20 protein-coding genes are annotated in these 22651 nt (G+C 64.2%); 6 read left to right on the forward strand and 14 right to left on the reverse strand.

Annotation, left to right across the window (positions count from 1 at the left end; all coding sequences use genetic code 11):
* Window positions 1-7: 7 nt before the first annotated feature.
* The 4 genes from KQ307_RS07855 to KQ307_RS07870 all read right to left on the reverse strand — a co-directional run bounded on the left by KQ307_RS07855 (window position 8) and on the right by KQ307_RS07870 (window position 1690).
* The gene (locus KQ307_RS07855; RefSeq protein WP_259703091.1) at window positions 8-400 is read right to left on the reverse strand and encodes a DUF1257 domain-containing protein; all 393 of its coding nucleotides are present in this window, start codon (window positions 398-400) and stop codon (window positions 8-10) included.
* Window positions 401-426: 26 nt separating this feature from the next.
* A complete protein-coding gene (locus tag KQ307_RS07860) occupies window positions 427-639 on the reverse strand; it encodes a DUF2997 domain-containing protein (RefSeq protein ID WP_259703092.1) in 213 nt (70 codons plus the stop codon).
* A gap of 73 nt (window positions 640-712) precedes the next feature.
* Window positions 713-1516: a HEAT repeat domain-containing protein gene (locus tag KQ307_RS07865; RefSeq protein WP_259727582.1), complete on the reverse strand. Its 804-nt coding sequence runs from the start codon at window positions 1514-1516 to the stop codon at window positions 713-715.
* Between the two features lie 48 nt (window positions 1517-1564).
* On the reverse strand, window positions 1565-1690 hold the full coding sequence (locus KQ307_RS07870) for a hypothetical protein (protein ID WP_259703094.1): 126 nt from the start codon (window positions 1688-1690) through the stop codon (window positions 1565-1567).
* 62 nt (window positions 1691-1752) lie between these two features.
* Here KQ307_RS07870 and KQ307_RS07875 point away from each other — a divergent pair, with 62 nt between their 5' ends.
* Window positions 1753-3057 (forward strand): AmpG family muropeptide MFS transporter, encoded by a 1305-nt coding sequence (locus KQ307_RS07875; protein WP_259727583.1) that lies wholly within the window; start codon window positions 1753-1755, stop codon window positions 3055-3057.
* Window positions 3058-3454: 397 nt separating this feature from the next.
* Here KQ307_RS07875 and rlmN read toward each other — a convergent pair whose 3' ends face one another.
* From rlmN to rpsT, 7 genes are all read right to left on the reverse strand, one after another.
* Complete coding sequence (gene rlmN, locus KQ307_RS07880; RefSeq protein ID WP_259727646.1) at window positions 3455-4516, reverse strand: 23S rRNA (adenine(2503)-C(2))-methyltransferase RlmN; 1062 nt, start codon at window positions 4514-4516, stop codon at window positions 3455-3457.
* Window positions 4513-4701, reverse strand: coding sequence for a high light inducible protein (locus tag KQ307_RS07885; RefSeq protein ID WP_259727584.1), 189 nt, complete (start codon window positions 4699-4701; stop codon window positions 4513-4515). The genes rlmN and KQ307_RS07885 overlap by 4 nt, the downstream gene beginning before the upstream one ends.
* Window positions 4701-8783: a DNA-directed RNA polymerase subunit beta' gene (locus tag KQ307_RS07890; protein ID WP_259703098.1), complete on the reverse strand. Its 4083-nt coding sequence runs from the start codon at window positions 8781-8783 to the stop codon at window positions 4701-4703. The genes KQ307_RS07885 and KQ307_RS07890 overlap by 1 nt, the downstream gene beginning before the upstream one ends.
* A 62-nt stretch (window positions 8784-8845) precedes the next feature.
* Window positions 8846-10750, reverse strand: a complete 1905-nt coding sequence (locus KQ307_RS07895; protein ID WP_259703099.1) for a DNA-directed RNA polymerase subunit gamma — start codon at window positions 10748-10750, stop codon at window positions 8846-8848.
* A 52-nt stretch (window positions 10751-10802) separates the two neighbouring features.
* The gene (gene rpoB, locus KQ307_RS07900) at window positions 10803-14093 is read right to left on the reverse strand and encodes a DNA-directed RNA polymerase subunit beta (RefSeq protein ID WP_259703100.1); all 3291 of its coding nucleotides are present in this window, start codon (window positions 14091-14093) and stop codon (window positions 10803-10805) included.
* 329 nt (window positions 14094-14422) lie between these two features.
* Window positions 14423-15277 (reverse strand): TatD family hydrolase, encoded by an 855-nt coding sequence (locus KQ307_RS07905; protein ID WP_259703101.1) that lies wholly within the window; start codon window positions 15275-15277, stop codon window positions 14423-14425.
* 37 nt (window positions 15278-15314) lie between these two features.
* Window positions 15315-15620 (reverse strand): 30S ribosomal protein S20, encoded by a 306-nt coding sequence (gene rpsT, locus KQ307_RS07910; protein WP_259703307.1) that lies wholly within the window; start codon window positions 15618-15620, stop codon window positions 15315-15317.
* 104 nt (window positions 15621-15724) lie between these two features.
* On the opposite strand from rpsT, the gene hisD reads away from it, so the two are divergent.
* Complete coding sequence (gene hisD, locus KQ307_RS07915) at window positions 15725-17095, forward strand: histidinol dehydrogenase (protein WP_259727585.1); 1371 nt, start codon at window positions 15725-15727, stop codon at window positions 17093-17095.
* Here hisD and rpiA read toward each other — a convergent pair.
* From rpiA to KQ307_RS07930, 3 genes are all read right to left on the reverse strand, one after another.
* Window positions 17025-17738, reverse strand: coding sequence for a ribose-5-phosphate isomerase RpiA (gene rpiA, locus KQ307_RS07920; RefSeq protein WP_259727586.1), 714 nt, complete (start codon window positions 17736-17738; stop codon window positions 17025-17027). The two genes, hisD and rpiA, sit on opposite strands and share 71 nt — an antisense overlap.
* 69 nt (window positions 17739-17807) lie before the next feature.
* On the reverse strand, window positions 17808-18983 hold the full coding sequence (locus KQ307_RS07925) for a trypsin-like peptidase domain-containing protein (RefSeq protein ID WP_259727587.1): 1176 nt from the start codon (window positions 18981-18983) through the stop codon (window positions 17808-17810).
* Between the two features lie 56 nt (window positions 18984-19039).
* The gene (locus KQ307_RS07930) at window positions 19040-19873 is read right to left on the reverse strand and encodes a metallophosphoesterase (protein ID WP_259727588.1); all 834 of its coding nucleotides are present in this window, start codon (window positions 19871-19873) and stop codon (window positions 19040-19042) included.
* A gap of 59 nt (window positions 19874-19932) precedes the next feature.
* Between KQ307_RS07930 and KQ307_RS07935 the strand changes: the two genes are divergently transcribed.
* From KQ307_RS07935 to KQ307_RS07950, 4 genes are all read left to right on the forward strand, one after another.
* The gene (locus KQ307_RS07935; protein WP_259703106.1) at window positions 19933-20226 is read left to right on the forward strand and encodes a hypothetical protein; all 294 of its coding nucleotides are present in this window, start codon (window positions 19933-19935) and stop codon (window positions 20224-20226) included.
* A 194-nt stretch (window positions 20227-20420) separates the two neighbouring features.
* A complete protein-coding gene (locus tag KQ307_RS07940) occupies window positions 20421-20888 on the forward strand; it encodes a ribosome assembly cofactor RimP (protein ID WP_259727589.1) in 468 nt (155 codons plus the stop codon).
* Window positions 20889-20981: 93 nt separating this feature from the next.
* A complete protein-coding gene (gene nusA, locus KQ307_RS07945) occupies window positions 20982-22343 on the forward strand; it encodes a transcription termination factor NusA (RefSeq protein ID WP_259703108.1) in 1362 nt (453 codons plus the stop codon).
* Window positions 22340-22618, forward strand: a complete 279-nt coding sequence (locus KQ307_RS07950) for a YlxR family protein (RefSeq protein ID WP_259727590.1) — start codon at window positions 22340-22342, stop codon at window positions 22616-22618. The genes nusA and KQ307_RS07950 overlap by 4 nt, the downstream gene beginning before the upstream one ends.
* Window positions 22619-22651 lie beyond the last annotated feature (33 nt).

A 22651-nucleotide genomic window follows, 5' to 3' on the forward strand; every position in this document is an offset into this window, starting at 1 on the left:
GCCCCGCTCAGCTGTCCCAGCGGGTCACCACCAGTTCGATGCTGCCGTCATGGTGCTCGGTCTGGGAGCTGACCTGGAATCCTTCCTGGGTGGAGGCCGCCAGGATCGACTGGAGGGCATAGCGCTGGGTGAGCTGGGCCAGGAAGCGTTCGACGGGCACGGGCTGGTTCCAGAGATCAAGATCGGTGACCAGCTCGTAGCTGCCGCTGCTTTCGTTCCAGCGGAAGCCGATGTCGCCGCCGTTGGCCTGGGGCAGGGCCAGTTCGGCGAGGACCGTCTGGCCGCGGTAACCGCGGACTTGGCGCTCACCCTGCTCGGGCTCATGGCCGAGGTCGCGAAGGGCATCAAGCAGGGCGCCACGGTTGCGCAGTTCCGTTTTGACGATGCTGAAATGGGACATCGGATCCAGGATGAAGGGGGACGGAATCAGGGGCTTTGCTGCTGGAGTGGCAACGCTGGAACCACGAGCCTGGATTCGGACTGGAAGGCTTCCGAGGTGCTGCGACGCTGCTGTACCGAACCGAGCGTGGCTTCGATCCGCTCGGTGAGCTGTTCGCAGCCTGCCCCGAGCACCCCTTCCACCAGTTCTTCGACGCGGCCATCGGGCCGGATGCGAAAACGGATGGTGTGCTGGGACATCAACCAGATCAGGCGTGGAAGTGCACTTTAGCCAGCATTTCCTGGGTCCGAGGCCCGTGGCGACCAGCCTGGCTCAGCTGAGCAGTCCCTCCTCCACCAGGGTCTGGATTCTCTCCAGCACGGCGGGGCTTTCCAGTTGCTCCAGGGCCACTCGCGCCTCGTCGCGCACCGTTGTGTCCGTGTCGTGGAGCATCACAAGCACCAGTGCCTCGACCAGATCTTTCTGGCGAGGTTCCACCAGGTGGTCGTAGAGCCGGCCCAGCGACCAGGCACTGTTGCTGCGGACCACCGGCTCGCTGTCGATCCGCAGGCTGATCAGCAACTGGCCCGCCGCCTGGTCGGCCTTGGCCACGCCGGTGCCGCCTGCGTCGGCCAGGGAACCGGCCGCCCAGAGCCGCACCGCCGCCACATCCACCTGAAGGGCTCGGATCAGGGGATTGAGCACCGGGGCCTCGGGATAGTTGCCCAGACTCCAGGCCACCGCCTTGCGCACGTAGCCGTTGCTGTCGTTCTGCAACAGGCCCAGCAGCGGCTCCACGGCCCGTTGATCGGGGTTGCGTCCGAGCGCGTACACGGCACTCATCCGCACGATCGGGCAGCTGGCCTCCAGCAGGGGGAGCAGCAGTGGAATCGCCCGGGGATCGCGATGCTCACAGAAGATTCGCAGACCCTGCAGGCGATCGTCCTGACGACCAGCACGCAGCAATTCCAGCCCCAGGTCGCACTCGATCGCGATGTCGGCATCGGTGAGCTCGATCGAATCGAGGGCCTCAAGTGGATCGCCGGCCAGTTCTTCGGCCAGCTCGCCGGCCAGCAGCTCGGGATCAAAGCCCAGCTCGGCGGGGCTGGAGGAAAACGGTGGGTTGGCTTCCGCCATGGGTTTCTCCTTGCTCCAGCTCAGTGGTTTCAGCTCGGTGGTTCCAGCTCAGTTGAGCGGTGCTGGCGCCAGCATGTCGCCAGGCAGCCAGAGACGGGCACTCACCACGAACAGAGCAAGGCCGAACAACAGCACGATCGCGGCCGGCAGAAGAGTGGAGCGAAAGAAGGACACGGACCGCCGACGGGATTGAGGTCATTCTGAAGGCATAGGGTTCGCCCAGATGCGTCCCCTCCGTGCCGCCCGATCCCAACCGCGACGCTTCAGCCCCGGCGCGCTTTGATGCCCAGGCCAGGCGGCGGCTGGTGGCCGTCGCGGCCCAGGGGGTGGCCAGCGGCACTCCTTACATGGTGGGCAGCAAACTGCTGCAGGGCTGGTTGACAGCCAGCAACGTGCCGCTCGGCCTGATCGGCCTGCTCGGGCTGGCGGAGCTGCCCTACACCCTGAAGATGTTCTGGGCGCCGCTGCTCGACCGTTGGCCGCTGGCCTGGCCCGATCGACGCCGGGGCTGGCTGCTCGTGCTGCAGCTCACCCTGGTGGCGGTGATCGGGGCGATGGCCCTGCTGCGGCCCAGCACCGACCCGGCCAGCCTGACGCTGATCGGGGTGATGGCTGTGCTGCTGGCGGTGGTGAGTGCCAGCCAGGACATTGCCGTGGATGCCTACCGCACCGACCTGCTGCCGGCCGCTGAACGCGGCGGCGGTGCCGCCGCCGCCTCGCTGGGCTACCGGGGGGCGATGCTGGCGATCGGTGCCGGTGGCTTTGTGCTGGCCGGTCGCTTCGGCTGGCCGCTGGCGTTCCTGGCCGCCGCAGCCCTGATGCTGGCGGTGGTGCCGTTCACCCTGGCGGCGCCGCGGCTCGACCCGATCGTCCATCCGGTGTCGAGCCTGCGCCAGGCGGTGGTAGGGCCTGCCAGGGAGTTCCTGGGCCGCACGGGCGGCGGCCGGGCCCTGCTGATCCTGCTGTTGGTGTTGCTTTACCGCTGGCCTGATGGGCTGTTGGGGCTGATGGCGGTGCCGTTCCTGATCCAGCAGGGGTTTGCGCCGGAGCTGATCGGCACGGTGCAGGCCGGCTGGGGCATCGCCGCCACCATGGCCGGCACGGTGCTGGGGGGCGTGCTGTTCGCGCGGCTGGGCATGAACCGCTCGCTCTGGTTGTTCGCGGTGGCCGGGGCGATCGGCAACCTGAGTTACTGGGCGCTGGCACGCTTCGGCGGCGGGGTGGTGGGATTGTTGGTGGCGGTGAGCCTGGAGAACCTGGCCGGTGGGATGGTGGGAGCGGTGTTCGTGGCTCTGTTGATGAGCTTGTGCAATCCACGTTTCTCCGCCACCCAATACGCCCTGCTCTCCGGGGTCTATGCCCTGAGCCGATCGGTGCTGGCGGCCCCGGCGGGCGTGGTGGCTGAACAGGTGGGCTGGCCGAGCTTTTTCCTGTTCACAGCTGTGGCATCACTGCCGGCCTTCCTGTTGATGCTGCGGCTCACCCCCTGGAGCGGCAGTGGGGTGATCGGCGCGTTTGATCCGGCGCGGGATTCCAGCTGAGGGTTCCCTTGGCTGGACGCGATGTGGCTGACTTGAACCTACGGGCTGGCGTTCTGGTTCGCACTTTGGAAATCCTGATCGCGATAATCACGGCCCCCCGACATTTCTTCTCTCCAGCATCACAACTCCTTGACGCATCTGCGGCGAATAGTTCACTGTTTGGTTTGGGGTTTACCCCGTGCTGAATTGAACTCTGCCATGGCTTCACTGGAACGATCGTGATCGCAGCACAGTGGAGTGAAGAGTGGCAGGGCAAGGGAGTCTGCGGGCACTTTATCCATGCAAAAATGATCTTTTGCTGCCTAAGTTCTTTCTGCAAAGGCTGAGAGGTGGCTGCAAAGTCCGTTTGTCTCTGGTTGGCGGCAAGGTTGCTCAAGGGCGACTTCGGGGACTGAAATCACCCCGCAGACACCCGCCTGCGCAGCTGACCGCAGGCGGCATTCTCATCCAGGCCACGGCTGGCGCGCACGCTCACCGCTACATGGCGCAGCTCAAGGGCCGCCTTGAAGGCTGCGACCCGCTCCGGACTTGGACGTTGAAAATCTTCCTCGTCGATCGGGTTGTAGGCGATCAGATTGACGTGGCTCTGGAAGCCGCGCAGCAACTGCGCCAGTGCCGCCGCCTGGCGCGGGTGATCGTTGAGTCCGCCCAGCAGGATGTACTCGAAGCTGATCCGCCGGCCGGTGGTGGCCACGTAGTTGCGGCAATCATCGAGCAGCTCGGTGATCGGATAAGCGTGGGCGGTGGGGATCAACTCTTCGCGCAGTCTTTGGTCGGGTGCATGCAGGCTCACGGCCAGGGTGAACTGGGCGCGACCCAGTCGCTCCATGGCCAGGCTGGCCAGCTTCGGCATCTGGCTGGCCACCCCCACCGTGCTCACGGTGATCTGGCGCTGGGCCATGCCCAGATCGGTGCAGAGGCAGTCGATGGCATCAAGAACGGCTTCGGTGTTGAGCAGCGGCTCACCCATGCCCATGAACACCACGTGGCTGGGGCGTTGCTCCATCACCTCACGGATGGCCAGCACCTGGTCGATGATCTCGTGCACCTGGAGGGAACGCTCCAGGCCCCCCTTGCCCGTGGCGCAGAACCGGCAGCCCATCGGGCAGCCCACCTGGCTGGACACACAGACCGTCAGACGATCCCGGCTGGGAATCCCTACCGTTTCGAGGCTGAGACCATCAGCGGTGGAGAGCAGCAACTTGGTGGTGCCATCCCGGGCCACGCTGCGTTTCAACTCTGTGGAACGGCCGATCGGTTCCGCGCCCGCGGTCGGCCAGTCCTGGCTCAGTTGTTCGCTCCACAGCTTCGGCAGGCCCTTGATCCGATCAATGCTGCGGGCGCCCTTGGCGTAGATCCCATCGTGCAGCTGACGGCCCCGGTACCGGGGCTGGCCCTGGGCCACCGCCAGGTTCTCCAGTGCTTCCAGCCGTTGGCCCAGCAGGGGCCGACCACTCAGGGCCACACCAGCAGCCCGTGACCGAGAACCTTTTCGACCGCCAGCAGTGCCAGGAAACCGAGCATGGCGAAGCGGCCATTCAGCCGCTCCGTGTGGGTGTGGAAGCCGAAGCGCGGCAGCCGCCGTTGCGGCACCAGCTTCGGCACCAGTGGTGGCCGTGGTGCCCGTGGTTCAGTGGTCGCCATCAGTCTTCGCTGAGCAGGCCCTCTTCCTGCAACCCTTCAAGTGCAGCAGGATCAGGGATCAACTCCTCTTCCAGCCCCTCTTCGGTCACGGGGCGGGCGAAGGCCGCGAAGGAACTCTTCGAGGCCTCGATCCCCCGCAGACTGCGCACGGCATCGAGCTGGGCTTCCGATGGGTCGTCCAGCACCGCCGTGGCGTTGATGGTGGGAGCCGCAGGCATCTCCACGGTGTAATCAGGGCGCAGGTTGGCCATCCGGCGATAGCCGCCGACTTCCTCATCGAGGATGTCGGGGTGGGGACCGGCCTCGGAGCGGAGTTCCTCCTCGAAGCCACTGAAGCCGGTGCCGGCCGGGATCAGCCGGCCGATGATCACGTTCTCCTTCAGGCCCCGCAACCAGTCGCTCTTGCCTTCGATCGCGGCCTCAGTGAGCACCCGGGTGGTTTCCTGGAAGCTGGCGGCGGAGATGAAGCTGTCGGTGTTGAGTGAGGCCTTGGTGATGCCGAGCAGAACCGGAGTGAATTCAGCTGGGGCCCCTCCTGTGATCGCCATCGCCTGGTTCACCTGCTCCACCTGCCGCAACTCGATCAGTTCGCCGGGCAACAGGGTGGTGTCACCGGCATCTTCGATCCGCACTTTGCTGGTCATCTGGCGGACAATCACCTCGATGTGCTTGTCATCGATGGTGACCCCCTGCGACTTGTAGACGTTCTGGACTTCCTGCACCATCCGGAACTGCAACTTGGAGATGGCCTCCTGGGCCGCTTCCATCGAGGGCTTGCGGCTCAGCAGATCCTCGAAATTGCACTCCAGCAACTCGTGGGGATTGATCGGCCCATCGGTGAGCATTTCACCGGCCGTGACCTGTTGACCATCGTTCACCATCACGTTGCGGCCGAGCAGAATCGGATAGTCGGTGGTCACGTCGTCGTGCTCGATCACCGTGACGTTGACGGAGTCATCGTCTTCACCGAGCTTGATCGCGACGGTGCCCGGTTTCCGGCAGAGAACGGCGGACTCGCGTGGCCGGCGGGCCTCCAGCAGCTCTTCGATCCGCGGCAGCCCCTGAACGATGTCCCCGGTTTTCTGGCGCTCGAACACCAGCAGGGCGAGGGCATCTCCCCGCTGCACAAGTTCACCATCGCGCACATGCAGCACCGAGTCGGGAGAAACCATGTAGGGCCTTCCGAGCCTGATGGTGACGATGCCGTTCTCAATCGCCTCCACCTGGCCGCAGCAGGGTGCCTCGACGCCCTCACTCAGCAGCTCCCCATCCACCAGTCGCTGGCCGATCACAACACTGGGCTGACGGTCTCCGATTTCCAGCTGTCTGGTGTCGTTGGCCCGCTCCACGATCATCCGGCGCACCGGTTCGCCTTCCTGGGGATCCGGGAACTGCACCAGGCCGTTCTCCTTGCCGAGAATCTGGGTAGTGGCGACCACATCACCGCTCTTGACCGTGGCGCCATCCTCCACCTGAAGCTCGGTGTGGGTGGAGCCGTGGCTGGCATCAGAGAGGGTGTCACGCCGCACCAGCAGCGTTTCGAGAATCACCAGCTGCAACCGTTCGATCGTTTTGGCCCGCTTGTCGGGCACAGCTTCCACATCGACAGTCATCTGCGGGGTGGTGTCAAACGTGTCGAGAATCAACTGGGTGCGCAGCAGCTCGATGCCCTCGACTGATTTGATCAACTCTCCGTCTTTGTAGGTGAGACGTTGAACAGCCTTGAGGCCCAGGGAAGGTCCGCCGTTCTGTTTGACGCTGCCAAGATCGGGCAGATGCGCCTCATCGGGAATGGCATACTCCTCAACCGGACGAAGCAACAGGGCGCCTCCCTCCGGTGTCTCAACCGCTTCCGCGTAGACCATCTTGTCGATGGTGAGCCCGGGGGCGAGTTCCTCGCCAGGGTTGTGGATCTTGCCATCATCGCTGTAGCGGGCCAGCACCTTGCTGTCGGAAACGAGGTGAAGAGTGCCGGATCGAACGATGATCTCGCGCAGGATGTCGTTTTTCTGGGTGACGGTGACGATACCGGCCGTCTGGGAGAAGATATCCTTGACGACTTCAGTCCCGGCTTCAATCCACTGGCCGTCCTCGATCATCAACAGGGAGATGTCTTTGTTGATTTCGTGGGTTTCCTGGGGAATCCACAGCAACGTTCCACCCTTCGACACTTCAAAGCCGTTCTTGGCGGAACGGGCCTTCTTGATTGACAGGCCTGGTGCGTATTTGATCATGCCCCCGGTCTGGGTACGGAAGCGGTTGTCAGCCAGCTCAGCGATCACTTCGCCGTTGCCGATCTTGCTCCCAGGCATGGTCTTGAGCAGGTAGCGAATGTTGTCCTTCCCCTCCAGGTGCCAGATTTCACCGGAATGGGTCGATTCACCCACCAGCTTGCAGTCTTTGAGGGTGAGGCTCGCCGTGACAATCTGTACTTCGCGGGAGTCACCGGCTGATTCGCGCAGCCGCACGGCGCCGCCATGCTCGCTGACCAGCCTGCTTTCCGCCAGCACGTCGCCGTTGGTGACGGCGGAATTGGCCTTTACCACCGGCATGGCGTTGGGTGGCAGGTTGTAGACGTCGCCGGCGAACACCCAGAGGCGACCAAGCCGCTGGGCCTTGAGCGTGATGTTGCCCTGGCGGTCGGTGACCTCGCGGGGCTGAATCACCTCCTCGTAGCGCACCTGCCCGGCCAGATCGCAGATCACATCCTTGGTGGCCTTCTCCACACTCTTCTTGACGGAGGAGCCGGAGGAAATCTGGGCCAGCACGCTGTCGGCGGGCACCGGTTCTCCGTCGGCCACGAACAGGATCGAGCCGGAGGTGATGTCGAGTTTCTGGGCCTTGAGTTTGCCGGCGAACTTCACCTGCAGGGTGAAATCGGTTTCGGCGATCTGGGCTTCGACGCCATGGGGTGTGCGGAAGGGCCGCAGCCGAGCCTTGGCATCGAACTCAACGACACCCTCGACTGTTTTGTGGGACCGCACCACGCCGCTCTCGGCGGTGGACACACCGCCGGTGTGGAAGGTGCGCATCGTGAGCTGGGTGCCGGGCTCGCCGATCGACTGGGCGGCGATGATGCCCACCGCTTCGCCGACATCGACCAGCTGGTTGTGGGCCAGCGCCCAGCCGTAGCACTTGCGGCAAACCGATCGGGCTGCTTCGCAGGTGAGCGGAGAGCGCACCACCACGGTTTTCACACCGGCCGCTTCAATCTTTGCCGACAGCTCGATATCGATTTCGCCATCGCGCTCAACCAGCACCTCCTGGTTCTTGCCACCACCCACAAGCACCGGCTCAGCGGCGAGGCGGCCGACCAGCTTGGCGTAAAAGCGACCTTTCTCATCGGCGTGGATCGGGATCCCCCGGGTTGTGCCGCAGTCGTCTTCGCGCACAATCACATCCTGGGCTACATCCACCAGCCGGCGGGTGAGATAGCCGGAGTCGGCGGTGCGCAGGGCGGTGTCGACCAGGCCTTTGCGGGCTCCGTAGGAGGAAATCACGTATTCGGTGACCGTGAGTCCTTCGCGGAAATTGGTGCGGATCGGCAGGTCGATGATTTCGCCCTGGGGGTTGGCCATCAGCCCACGCATCCCCACCAGCTGCCTCACCTGGGACATGTTCCCCCGGGCGCCGGAGTTGGCCATCATCCACACCGAGTTGAGCGGATCGTTCTCGTTGAAGTTCCGGCGAACCGCCGCCACAAGCCGTTCGTTGGTTTCAGTCCAGGTGTCAATCACCTTGGTGTGACGTTCGACTTCGGTGATCTCGCCGAGGCGATAACGTTCTTCGGTGGCGGTGATCTGTTCTTCCGCCTGCTCCAGCAGGGCGGCCTTGTCGCCCGGAATGCGCAGATCGTCGACTGAAATCGAGACTGCTGCCTGGGTGGCGTAATGGAAACCCAGGTCCTTGAGGTCGTCCGCCATCGCTGCGGTGGCCGCTGTGCCGTGGTGCTTGTAGGCCCAGGCCACCAGATTGCGCAGGGATTTCTTGTCGATCTCCCGGTTGCGGAAGCGTGGCGCCTCCTTGCTCAGCGGAGCGATGCGGCCCAGATCAGCGGAGGATTTGGCGGGGGTGGTGGTCATGGCGTCGCGCAGATGAAGAGAGCTGAAAACAAGGAAGCGTGCTGTGCCTGGCGGGCAGAAAATCAGGCGGCGCCTACCGACGCGATGATCGTGGTGTTCATCACAACCCGACCCACCGTGGTGAGGATGTAACGGCTGATCAATCCACCCTCCTCATCGCGGCGATCGCGGCGGTACTTCCACTGCTCAATGCGGGTGCCATCGCTGAGGGTTTCCTGCTTGATGGGGGCATCGCCTTCGTCGTCGTCGTCGGTTTCGCCACTGAAACGCACCCACACCCATTCGTGGATGGCCAGATGCCGTTCGTCGAAGGCATTGAGTACATCCGGCAGACCGGCGAACGTGCGGCTTCGGTCTCCGAACTCCGGTTTGGCTTCCTTGCGATCCACGGCGGTGAGGTAATAGATGCCCAGCACCATGTCCTGGGACGGGGTGATGATCGGCTCGCCGGTGGCGGGGGAGAGGATGTTGTTGCTGGCCAGCATCAGCATCCGCGCCTCGGTCTGGGCTTCGATCGCCAACGGCACGTGGACGGCCATCTGGTCCCCGTCGAAGTCAGCGTTGAAGGCTGGGCAGACCAGCGGGTGAAGCTGGATGGCGCGACCATCAACAAGCTTTGGTTCAAAGGCCTGGATGCCGAGGCGGTGCAGGGTTGGGGCCCGGTTCAGCAGGATCGGGTGACCTTCGATCACCTCCTGCAGCACCTGCATCACCTCATCATCGGCGCGCTGAATCAGCTTTTTGGCCGCCTTGATGTTGTTGACGATGTTCTGGCGGATCAGGCGGTGGATCACGAACGGCTGGAACAGCTCGATCGCCATCTCCTTGGGCAGACCGCACTGATGCATCTTCAGCTTGGGGCCCACCACGATCACCGACCGGCCGGAGTAGTCGACCCGTTTGCCGAGCAGGTTCTGGCGGAAGCGACCCTGCTTGCCCTCGATGATGTCGCTGAGCGATTTGAGTGGGCGGTTGTTGGCACCCACCACGGTGCGGCCCCGGCGACCGTTGTCGATCAGGGCATCAACGGCCTCCTGCAGCATCCGCTTTTCGTTGCGGACGATGATTTCCGGGGCCAGGATCTCCTGCAGCCGCGCCAGGCGGTTGTTGCGGTTGATCACCCGGCGGTAGAGATCGTTGAGGTCGCTGGTGGCGAAGCGGCCACCGTCGAGCTGAACCATCGGCCGCAGATCAGGCGGAATCACAGGGATCGCATCAAGCACCATCCACTCCGGCCGAGCATCGGTGGCGATGAAGTTGTCGATCACCCGCAGGCGCTTGATCAGCTTGGCCCGCTTCTGACCCTTGCTGCCGGCGATGTCTTCGCGGAGTTGCTCGGCGATCTCGGTGAGGTTGAGATCCTCAAGCAATTGCTTGAGCGCCTCGGCACCGATGCCGACCACCGGCTCATTCTCGATTTCCGAATCTTCGGCGTAGATCTGATCCTCGATCTCCAGCCACTCGTCTTCGGTCAGAAGCTGCTTGTAGGTGAGGTCTTTGTGATCACCTTTGTCCAGCACCACATAACAGTTGAAGTAAACGATCTGCTCCACATCCCGCAGGGGCATGTCGAGCAGAATCGCCACATAGCTGGGGATACCCTTCAGATACCAGACGTGCGAAACAGGGGCGGCGAGCTTGATGAAGCCCATCCGGTGACGCCGCACCCGGCTTTCGGTGACCTCAACGCCACAGCGCTCACAGACGATGCCGCGGTGACGCACCCGCTTGTATTTGCCGCAGTGGCATTCCCAGTCTTTGGAGGGACCGAAGATCTTCTCGCAGAACAGCCCGTCCATTTCTGGCTTGAGCGTGCGGTAGTTGATCGTTTCCGGTTTGGTGACCTCGCCGACCACCTGCCCGTTGGGAAGCGTGCGCTGACCCCACTGCCGGATCCGCTCGGGTGAAGCGAGCGTGATCTTGACGTAGTCGAAGTGGTTCTCGATGCGGGAGTTGCTGTTGGTCATGAACGGAAGGCGCGCGGACGTCGAGTGAAACGAAAGGAATCAGGCTGGGTGGTCAATCGTCGTCATAGTCCGCCACTCCCAACGACTCATAGGTGGGGCGATTGGGAGTGCTGCGGCGAGGGTTGACGTCCTGCATGAGATCGACTTCGACTCCTTCGTCGGTGTAAACGGCGATATCGAGGCCAAGCGACTGAAGCTCTCGCATCAGCACCTTGAAGGACTCAGGTGTGCCGGGGCGGGGGATCGGTTTGCCCTTGACGATCGCGTTCAACGCCTCGTTGCGGCCTTGCATGTCGTCGGACTTGACGGTGAGCAGCTCCTGCAGGGTGTAGGCGGCTCCATAGGCTTCCAGGGCCCAGACCTCCATTTCACCGAGCCGCTGGCCGCCTTGCTGGGCCTTGCCGCCGAGGGGCTGCTGGGTGACGAGCGAGTAGGGGCCGGTGGAGCGGGCGTGAATCTTGTCGTCGACCAGGTGGACCAGCTTGAGGATGTGGGCATAGCCAACAGTGACCGGCTGGTCGAACGCTTCGCCTGTGCGTCCATCGATCAGTTGAATCTTGCCGGGGTTGTCAGGGTTGTAGACCCAATCCTTGCCAGGCAGGGCAGCGGCTTCCTCCAGATACTTCTGAACCGTGTTCTTCGACGTTTCATTGCCGTGCATCTCGTCAAACGGCACCACCTTGACGCGGCAGTCGAGGTGGGCGGAAGCCCAACCCATCAGGCATTCGAACACCTGTCCCACGTTCATCCGTGAGGGCACACCGAGCGGGTTCAGCACGATGTCGATCGGGCTGCCGTCGGGCAGGTAGGGCATGTCTTCGCGGGGAAGAATCCGGCTGATGATGCCCTTGTTGCCATGGCGGCCGGCCATCTTGTCGCCTACCTGAATCTTGCGGCGCTGGGCCACATAGACCCGCACCACCATGTTGGCGCCGGGCGGCAGTTCATCGCCCTGCTCCCGGGTGTAGATGCGCACGTCCACCACCCGGCCACGCTCGGTGTTGGGCACCCGCAAGGAGTTGTCACGAACATCGCGGGCCTTTTCGCCGAAGATGGCGCGCAGCAGCTTCTCTTCAGGTGGCTGGTCGGATTCCCCTTTGGGAGTCACCTTGCCAACCAGGATGTCTCCGGATTCAACATAGGCGCCGATCCTGATGATGCCCATCTCATCGAGATTGCCAAGGCTTTCCTCGGCAACATTGGGAATCTCCCGGGTGATCTCTTCAGGGCCCAGCTTGGTCTGACGCGCTTCAATCTCGTATTTCTCGATGTGCACCGAGGTGTAGAGGTCGTCCTGAACGAGCCGTTCGCTCACCAGGATCGCGTCTTCGTAGTTGTAGCCCTCCCAGGGCATGTAGGCGATCAGCACATTCTGACCGAGAGCGATCTCACCCCCCTCGCAGGCAGAACCATTGGCCAGCACCTGACCGGCGATCACCTCTTCACCCTGGCGGACGATCGGGCGCTGATTGAGGCAGGTGTCCTGGTTGGAGCGCTGATACTTCTGCAGATGGTGGATGTGGTCGGTGCCCTGATCGTCGCGGATCACGATTGCCGTGGCGTCCACAAAGGTGACAACACCATTCACCCGGGTAATCGGCACCATGCCGGAATCCCGAGCCACCTGAGTTTCCAGGCCGGTGCCGACCAGGGGACGCTCGGGTCGCAGCAGCGGCACGGCCTGCCGCTGCATGTTCGAGCCCATCAGGGCCCGGTTGGCGTCATCGTGCTCAAGGAAAGGGATCAGGGAGGTGGCCACCGAAATCACCTGCACCGGCGACAACTGGACGTAGTCGACCTGTTCCGGGGGTACTTTCTCAAAGTCCTGGCGATAGCGAACCGGCACCAGCTCCGCCTTGATCCGACCATCCGCATCCGTGGCGACGTCACCGGGGGCGACGCGGCATTCATCCTCCAGATCGGCGGACAGGTAGATCGGGTCGTCCTTCTTGAAGACGATGCCGTTCTCCACACGCCAGAACGGGGTTTCGATGAAGCCGTATTCGTTGACGCGGGCATGGGTGGCCAGCGACCCGATCAGGCCGGCATTCGGGCCCTCCGGCGTTTCGATCGGGCAGATCCGGCCGTAGTGGGAGGGGTGAATGTCGCGAACAGCGAAGCCGGCCCTCTCCCGGGTGAGACCCCCCGGACCGAGGGCGCTGATCCGGCGCTTGTGGGTGAGTTCGGCCAGGGGATTGGTCTGGTCCATGAACTGGCTCAACTGGCTGGAGCCGAAGAACTCCTTGATGGCCGCCACCAGCGGCTTGGGGTTCACCAGCTGGGCCGGGGTGAGCGATTCGGTTTCACCAACGGTCATCCGTTCCTTGATGATCCGCTCCAGCCGGTTCAGGCCGACGCGAACCTGGTTCTGCAGCAGCTCTCCAACCGAGCGCACCCTTCGGTTGCCGAGGTGGTCAATGTCGTCGAGGGAGGCGCCGCCCACATCGAGCTCGAGATTGATCAGATAATCGATCGTGGAGAGAACATCCTCGGCGGTGAGGGTACGGGTGGCGTCGGGGATGGTGAGGCGCAGTTTCTTGTTGATCTTGTAGCGCCCGACCCTGCCGAGGTCGTAGCGCTTGGGATCGAAGAAACGGCTGTGCAACAACTGCTGGCCGCCGCTTACCGAGGGGGGTTCACCCGGGCGCAGCTTCTTGTAGAGCTCCAGAAGGGCCTGGTCTTCGGAGGCGATGCCCTCGTCGTTGGCTGCTTCGATCGACTTGCGGTAGTACTCAGGGTGACGCAGCTTGTCGAGCACGTCGTTGTCGGAGAGGCCGATTGCCCGCATCAGCACGTGGGCGTTGATCTTGCGGGTCTTGTCGACGCGCACATGCAACAGATCGTTCTTGTCGGTTTCGAACTTGAGCCAGGCACCCCTGTTCGGAATCAGGCTGGCGTTGAAGGTTTTCCTGCCGTTCTTGTCCTGTTCGTCTTTGAAATAGACGCCGGGACTGCGCACGATCTGATTGACAATCACCCGCTCGGCGCCGTTGATGATGAAGGTTCCGCGCTCCGTCATCAGGGGGAGTTCACCGATGAACACCTCCTGCTCCTTGATTTCCCCGGTTTCCTTGTTGACCAACCGGCAGGTGACATACATCTGCGAAGCAAAGGTGGCATCACGCCGCTTCGCTTCTTCCACATCGTGGCGAGGTCGCTTCAGCCGGTACTCGTTGCCGATGAAGTGGAGTTCGAGCTTGCCGGTGTAGTCGGTGATCGGAGAAAAGCTGTCGAGCTCCTCGATCAGACCCTTTTCCAGGAACCATTTGAAGCTGGCCCGTTGCACCTCCACGAGATCGGGCAGGTAGGTGACGGTCTTGGCAACCTGGATCGCGCTGCTCATGCGTGGACCTGCTGAACGGAAGGGGAAGGTGAGAGGGGGCCCGAAGGCGGAATCATCGGAAGGGGATGGTCCGTCGTGGGCATTGCCGGAGCCAGGATGGCGGTGTTCAGAATTGCCTTGAGCGCAAAGGCCTGGGGATTTTGGCTTGAGCGGCGGCGACGAACGCGATCGGAAAGTGGTGAGCCATCTCCGGCAGGGCAGCCGGAATCACGGGTCCTCGTGTCTGTGGGGAAGACACGAGACCGGGATGTGATCACGCACTCATGGAGCTCGTCTCAAGGCTGCCGACGTCGATGATGGAGCGCGCGCGCTGCCAAACCAATAAAACATCATACACATTGATCGCCAAGCTGGTTGGGAAGGCCAAATAGGCGTACCGCATTCGCGGTGCTGGCAGCGGCGACCTGGCTGAGGGTTTCGCCTCGCAACGCGGCCAGTCGCTCGGCCACCGCCAGCACGAAGGCCGGCTCATTGCGCTTCCCCCGCCGGGGAACCGGGGCAAGAAAGGGGCAGTCGGTTTCGATCAGATAGCGATCAGCGGGTACCAGACGGGCGCAGGCGTGGGTATCCGCAGCGCTGGCGAAGGTGACGGTGCCGCTGAAGCTGATCAGGAAACCAAGATCCAGAAATGCCGTCATCTGCTCGGGAGTCCCTCCCCAGCAGTGCATCACCCCACGCGGGCAGTGGCCCTCAGCCTGGAGCTGGCGCAGGGTTTCGAGCATGGGCTGCGCCGCATCCCGGCAGTGGATGATCACCGGCAGGCCAAGTTCCACAGCCAGCGCCAGCTGGGGGAGGAGCATGGCTCTCTGCTCCTCCAGGTTCGCTGCCTTGAAGAGATCAAGGCCCAGCTCGCCGATGGCGACCACGCGGGAGTCCTGACGGGCGGCCTCTCGCAGCACGGCGGGGGTGTCGGCCTGCCAGTGCTGGGGATCGAGTGGGTGGACGCCGACTGAATAGCGCAGCTCGGGGAAACGATCGGCCAGGGCGCGAATCGCCGGGATCTCCCCAGGCTCCACACAGGAGTGGAGCAGGGAAACCACGCCAGCCTGCCGCCAGCGCAGGGCGACCTGATCAAGATCGGCTTCGAAATTTCGGAAGACGACGTGACAGTGGCTGTCGATCAGAGCCGGCAAAGGAGCGAGCTCCGCACCGGTGGGCTGGGCTGGGCTGCTGGGGGCTGCCATCTCCGTGTCCGTGGGGGCCTGAGGCGTTGGCGGCGGTTCAGGCCCGCGTGGAGGCTGGCTCGATCGCCTGCTTGACCACCGCACTGAGGCGGGACTTCTGATTGGCGCCGGTGTTCCGGTGCAGAACGCCGCGCTTCACGGCCTTGTCGATCTTGCTGAACGCCGCATTCAAACTGGAATGGACGGCTGTCTTGGTGTCGTCACCAGGCTTCTGGGTGTAGTCGGAGACGGCGGTGAGGCAGCGCTTCATCAGCGTGCGCACGGCCGACTTGTAGGAGCGGTTGAGCAGCCAGTTGCGCTCGGCAACCTCGATGCGTTTCTTCGATGACTTGTTATTGGCCACAGGCTGTTTTGGCGCTGAATAGGCGACTCTGAAGCTTACCGCTTCACGTTCCTGCCGCTCAGTCAACGGCCTAGCTTGAGATCCTGGTTCTTTTCCCCAACGCCTTGGCCACGCCCCCCCTGCCGACCGTGCCGATTCTGCGCGATCTCGATGCGGCGGGGCTGCGGCTCGATGCGATTGCCGCGCGCACCAGCGACGGCCAGAGCCAGCTGGCCAGGGAGCAGGTCGATGGGATCCTCGATCGGGTCAGACGCCAGGGTGATCGGGCCCTGCTGGAGCTCACCGAACAGTTCGACGGGGTGCGTCCCGACCCGTTGCGCATTCCTGCCGATGCTCTCGCCACCGCCTGGCAACAGTGCCCGGACCCCCTCCGGGAAGCGCTGAAGCTGGCCCATCGGCGCATCCTCGATTTTCACCAGCGTCAGAAGCCCCAGGACATCAGTGTGGTCGGGGTGCATGGTGAACGGCTGGGTCGCCGCTGGCGGCCGGTTCAACGGGCCGGGCTCTACATCCCCGGCGGCAGAGCCGCCTATCCCAGCACCGTTCTGATGAATGCCGTACCGGCCAAGGTGGCCGGCGTTGGCCGGGTGGTGATCGTGACCCCTCCGGGGGCTGGAGGGATGCCCAATTCCACCGTGCTGGCGGCCGCCCATCTGGCCGGGGTGGACGAGGTCTATCGGGTGGGTGGGGCCCAGGCGATCGGCGCACTGGCCTATGGAACGGCATCGATCCCAGCCGTTGATGTGATCTCAGGTCCGGGCAATCTCTACGTGACCCTGGCCAAGAAGGCTGTCTACGGCAGGGTCGGGATTGATTCCTTAGCCGGTCCCAGCGAAGTTCTGGTGATTGCCGATCACACGGCCGACCCCGACCAGGTGGCCGCTGATCTGCTGGCCCAGGCCGAACACGACCCCCTGGCCGCCGCGATTCTGCTGAGCACCAGCTCGGCCCTTGCCGAGGCGGTGCCGCTCGCCCTTGAGGCCCAGCTGAAATCCCACCCCCGCGCTGCCGTCTGCCGGGCCGCCCTGCAGGACTGGGGCCTGATCGTGGTCTGCCCGAATCTCGAAGCGGCGGCAGGCCTGAGTGACCGCTTCGCCCCTGAGCACCTGGAGTTGCTGGTGGAGCGGCCGGAGCCGATGGCGGAGCGCATTCAGCATGCCGGTGCCATCTTCCTGGGCGGCTGGAGCCCGGAAGCGGTCGGTGACTACCTGGCCGGGCCCAACCACACCTTGCCCACCTCCGGCACCGCCCGCTTCGGCTCAGCTCTCGGCGTGGAAACCTTTCTGCGCAACACCAGCCTGATCCAGTTCAACCGCCGTGCCCTGGAAGCCACCGGCCCCGCCGTACTCACCCTGGCCGAGAGTGAAGGGCTGCACAGCCATGCCGAATCGGTGCGGCTTCGGCTCAGCGCTTCTGCAGATCCCGCACCCGCGGTTCACCATCGACGATCTCCCCCACCAGCACCTGGTCGGTGAGGTTGACGAACAGGCCGTTCTCCAGCACACCCGGCAGATTGTTGATCCGGGGCTCCAGGCTGACTGGATCAGCGATTCCATCGGCGAAGCGCAGATCCAGCACCAGGTTTCCCTGGTCGGTGACCACCGGCCCGGCCTTACGAACAGCCATGCGCAGCTGCGCTTCGGCTCCCATCGCCTCCAGTTCCGCCTTCACCTGGCGCCAGGCACCCGGCAGCACTTCCACCGGCAGCAGGAAGTCGAGATTGAGCCGCTCCACCAGCTTCGAGCTGTCCACCACCACCACGAACCGCCTGGCACGGCGAGCCACCAGCTTTTCCTGCACATGGCAGGCACCGCCGCCTTTGATCAGCTGAAAGCCGGGGTCCACCTCGTCGGCGCCGTCAATGGCCAGATCGATCTGCTCGATCGCGTTGAGGCTCTGGAGCGGGATGCCCAGCTCGGCGGCCAGCACCTCCCCCTGGAACGAGGTGGTGACACCGGTGATGTCGGAGAGCTCGCCGGAGCGCAGCTTGGCGCCGAGCGCCTGGATCATCAGAGCGGCAGTGGAGCCGGAACCCAGGCCCAGCACCATGCCGTCCTGGATCTGCTCGACGGCGGCGGCGGCCACCGCCTGCTTCATGCGGCCCTGAAGATCAGCCATGGCAAGGCCTGCAAAACGCCGTGACCGTAGCAACAGGCAGATCTCTGCCCCCCCCTTCGGCGCGATGGATCAGGCCGGGTGGGGCAAGGCTGCGGGCTTGATGCTGAGCTGCAGTTCCCGCGCTCCCCGGACCACCTTGAGCGGCAGCAGCTCACCAACCTGAGATGCCTCCACCCGCTGCAGCAGGCTGGCTGGATCCTTGACGGGCTGATCGGCAGCGGACACCACCAGATCACCGCGTCGCAGCCCGGCCAGCTCGGCCGGGCTGTCGGGCAACACCCTCTGCACCAGGGCGCCATCCCGCTCCGGCAGCTGCAGCACCGCATCCGGATCGCGGTTGTTGTCACGGGCCCGGCGGGCCGTGAGCGGCACCAGCTGCAGGCCGAGGTACGGATGGACAACCTGCCCACCGAGGCGGAGCTGGTCGGCCACACCCCGGGCCAGGTTGATCGGAATCGCGAATCCGAGCCCGGCGCCGGGGCCGGAGCGCACCAGGGTGTTGATGCCGATCACATCGCCGGCGGCGTTGATCAGCGGGCCGCCGGAGTTGCCGGGGTTGATCGCCGCATCCGTCTGGATCAGATCGAGCCGCTTGTCGGAGAAGCCGAGGCTGTTGATGTTGCGGTGGAGGCTGCTGACAATGCCGAGGGTGACGGTGCGCTCAAGTCCATAGGGACTGCCCAGGGCAATCGCCCAGTCGCCCACTTCAAGGGCTTCGGAATCGCCGAGCGGGGCCGCCTCCAGGCTGCTGAGCTTGGGAATGCGCACCACCGCCAGGTCGGTGACGGGATCGGCGCCCACCACACTGCCGTCCACCTGGCGGCCATCGGCAAGGGTCACCTCGACGAGATCGGCCCGATCAACGACGTGGGCGTTGGTGAGGACAAGGCCGCTGGCATCAATCACCACGCCGGACCCCTGACCCCTCTCCCGGCTGCTGCCGGCCGGATCGCCGAACAGATCCCGCAGCAGGGGATCAAGCAAGGCCGGATCGAAGGCTTCACGGGAAACGCTGCGCTCGGTGTCGATCCGCACCACCGATGCACCGACCCGCCGGGCCGCCTGGGCGACGAAGCTGTGGGTCGGGACCTGCGGCAGAGCTTTGCCGTCGCCGCTGAGCTCGGTTTCGGCCGCCGCCAGGGGCAGAGCCGCCCCGCCGATCAGCAGCACCAGCAGCAGGATCGCCAGCAGGCCATGCCGCACCTGATCCAGGAGACGGAGGGACAGCGAGCGTTCAAGGGGCACGGCAACAGGGCTGAATCAGATCAAGGCTAGGGGGAATCCAGTTGGCCGTTCAGCGTTCAAGCCCTTTCACCTGGTGAGAAAGCCGACCAGCGCAGCAGTCGCTGTGCCCAGGAGCGATCGGGCCGCAGCTCCAACCAGCGACCGCCGGGGTCCTGCGGCCGGCCAAGCGGGCAGGGTTGTGACGACGGGAAGGCGCAGAGCGTGGAGGGGCAGGCAAACAGCGGCACCTCCGGGCTGCCGGGAAGCTGGCCCTGCCAGTGCTGGTGGACATGGCCGAACAGCACCCCACGCACCAAAGGGCTCGCCGCCAGGAGCTCCAGCAGTGGTTCCGGATGCTGGAGAGCGATCGCATCGAGGCTGGGGCTGCCGATCGGCACGGGGGGGTGATGGATGGCCAGCCAGGTGGGGGCGCTCGATCCAGCCAGTTGCCCTCGCAGCCATCGCAACTGGTGATCGTCCAAGCAGCCGGCCGGGCTGCCGGGACGATGGCTGGAGATCAGGATCAGGCGCCAGGGGCCCAGCTGGAGCGCTGCCGGTGCCAGCGCGGCCAGCCCGCCCAGCGCCTGGCGGATCAGCGCCGGGTTGTCGTGATTGCCTGGCAGCAGGGCCAGGGGAATCCTCAGAGGGGTGAGCAGATCACACAGATGGCCATAGCCGGCCAGGCTTTCGTCCTGGCAGAGATCGCCGCTGATCAGCAGCAGGTCCGGTGGCCGCTCCAGCTGGGCGATGGCCTGCTCCAGCCCATGCCGGAGCTGTTCGTAGGGATTGACACCCCTGTAAACGCCTTGAGGATCTGCCAGCAGGTGGGGATCACTCAGCTGAAGAACGTGCAGGTTCCCGGACACGCCTTCGGGCAGGGCCGGCATCGGGAGCACTTGAAGGGCTTGCAACAGTTGGGATCAGCTCCCTTGTCGAGAGCTTAGGTTGCCCCCACAACGCAGCCACCGTCATGGCCTCGATTCCACCTGGAACCCTGAAACGGTGCGATCTCTGTCGGGTGGAGATCCGCGGGATGGTGGGTGGAAACGACCAGGTGGTGTTCAGTCAGGGGGCACCGGGCACCCGAGCCAAGCTGTGGGCACGGGTCTGTCAGTTCGTCAAGGAGCCGCAGCGCTGCATCAACCAGGAGGCCTCCCTGCGGGGCGAGGTGGGTGTCGACGATTTCTACGGGGAGCCCCCCGGTCTCGGGCCGATCGGTTCGGCCTCCGCTGGTGAGTCCCTGGGTGGGGCGCCGCCGGCCTGAGCCGGATCGCTTCCAGCCCGGCGTGCAAGGTCACCAGTCGGCAGCAACCGGCGCGATCGGCTGCAGACAGGGAATCACCTACGCTGAACTTGTGCCCGGCGGGCATCACCCGAATTCTTCCTGCTTCAGGACGGATCAGGGGCAGTTCTCTGCAGGAGCCGGTCGGGCTTCTCGAACCGCTCCCCTTCCCGGCGTTGACCCACCCCCTGATCGCTGATCTACGGCAACTGGCTTGCCAGCAGGCCGCTGACGCCCAGCTCTCTGTGGTGGACGTCCAGATTCAGAGCAACCGCCTCCCCCTCAGCCTGTTGATTCAGGTTCGACGGTCCGATGGTGGTGACGTCAACCTGGATGAATGTGCCCGTTTCAGCGGGGCGATCAGCGAGCGTCTCGACAGCAGCGACCTGTTGAGCGAGCCCTATGTTCTGGAGATCAGCAGCCCGGGCATCGGCGAGGAACTCCTCGATGACCGGGACTTTCGCAGTTTTCGCGGGTTTCCCGTGGAAGTTCGCTTTCTGGATGGGGCTGGTGCCGTCGTCGCCCGCGAAGGCCTGCTGCTGGAGCGGGACGAGCAGTTCGTCTGCCTCAACCTGCACGGACGCACCAGCCGCATTCCCCGCGCCGATGTGCTGGGTGTTCGGCTGACCACTCCCGAGGGCTGATCACGCCCCAGGCCTGAGCAGCCCGTGGGTTCTTTCCTCCCTGCTCAGATCAGCTCCTTTCACCTCACCTCACTCACCCTCCCGTTTCACCCCATGGCCCTTGTTCTTCTCCCTGGATTGCAGAATCTGATCGAGGACATCAGCGATGAGAAGAAGCTGCCCACCCAGGTGGTGGAGGCCGCCCTGCGGGAAGCCTTGCTCAAGGGCTATGAGCGCTACCGCCGCACCCTCTATCTCGGTATCAGTGAAGATCCGTTTGAAGAGGATTATTTCAGCAACTTTGATGTTGGCCTGGACCTCGAGGAGGAGGGCTATCGGGTTCTGGCCAGCAAGATCATCGTGGAAGAGGTGGAAAGTGACGACCACCAGATCGCCCTCGCCGAGGTTCAGCAAGTGGCGGAAGATGCCCAGATCGGCGACACGGTGGTGCTGGATGTCACCCCGGAAAAGGACGACTTTGGCCGCATGGCCGCCTCCACCACAAAACAGGTGTTGGCGCAGAAACTCAGGGATCAGCAACGACGCATGATTCAGGAGGAGTTCGCTGATCTCGAAGACCCCGTTCTCACCTCCAGGGTCATTCGCTTTGAACGTCAGTCGATCATCATGGCGGTGAGTTCAGGCCTGGGGCGCCCGGAGGTGGAAGCTGAATTGCCCCGCCGCGACCAGCTCCCCAACGACAACTACCGTGCCAACGCCACCTTCAAGGTCTTTCTCAAGGAGGTGTCCGAGGTGGCGCGCCGCGGTCCCCAGCTGTTCGTCTCGCGGGCCAATGCCGGCCTGGTGGTGTATCTCTTCGAAAATGAAGTTCCCGAGATCCAGGAAGGCTCGGTGCGAATCGTGGCTGTGGCGCGGGAAGCCAATCCACCCTCCCGTTCCGTCGGTCCACGCACCAAGGTGGCTGTTGACAGCGTCGAGCGGGAGGTGGATCCGGTCGGAGCCTGCATCGGCGCCCGTGGCTCCCGCATCCAGCAGGTGGTCAATGAGTTGCGCGGCGAGAAGATCGACGTGATTCGCTGGTCGCCTGATCCCGGCCAGTACATCGCCAACTCGCTCAGTCCGGCCAGGGTGGAGATGGTGCGGCTGGTGGACCGCGAAGGGCATCACGCCCACGTGCTGGTGCCGCCCGATCAACTCAGCCTGGCGATCGGTCGCGAGGGCCAGAATGTGCGGCTGGCGGCCCGTCTCACCGGCTGGAAGATCGATATCAAGAATGCGCTCGAGTACGACCAGGTGGCGGAAGATGCCAAGGCGGCCGAGCTGATCGGCCTTCGCGAGGAGGATGAACGGGAACAGGCCGAGGCCGAAGCGCGGCTTGAGGCGGAGCAGGCGATCCGGGCCGAGGAGGATGCCCGGCTTCGCGAGCTGTATCCCCTGCCGGAAGACGACCTGGAGGAGGAGATGGAGGAGGGGATTGATGCTCCTGCCCCGACCGCCGAGGCACTGGACCGGTGAACCCCGCTCCCACCCTGCGTCGTTGCGTCAGCTGCCGGCAACTGCGGGATCGACGCCTGCTCTGGAGGGTGATCCGCTTGCCGGGACGGGAGGTCGTCCTGGATCACGGCATGGGCCGCTCCGCCTACCTCTGTCCCGCCAGCAGCTGCCTTGCCGATGCCAAACGACACAGGCGGCTGCAGCGAGCCCTGCGCTGTGAGGTGGTTCCCTCCATCTACGCCGCCCTTGATCAGCGCCTGGTGGAGGCACCCATCGCAGCCTCTGAGGCAAGATGAACAGTGGCCGCACCGTGCGTGGGGCTCGGCGGC

Source organism: Synechococcus sp. CS-1326, from assembly GCF_025128115.1.
GTDB lineage: Bacteria > Cyanobacteriota > Cyanobacteriia > PCC-6307 > Cyanobiaceae > Regnicoccus.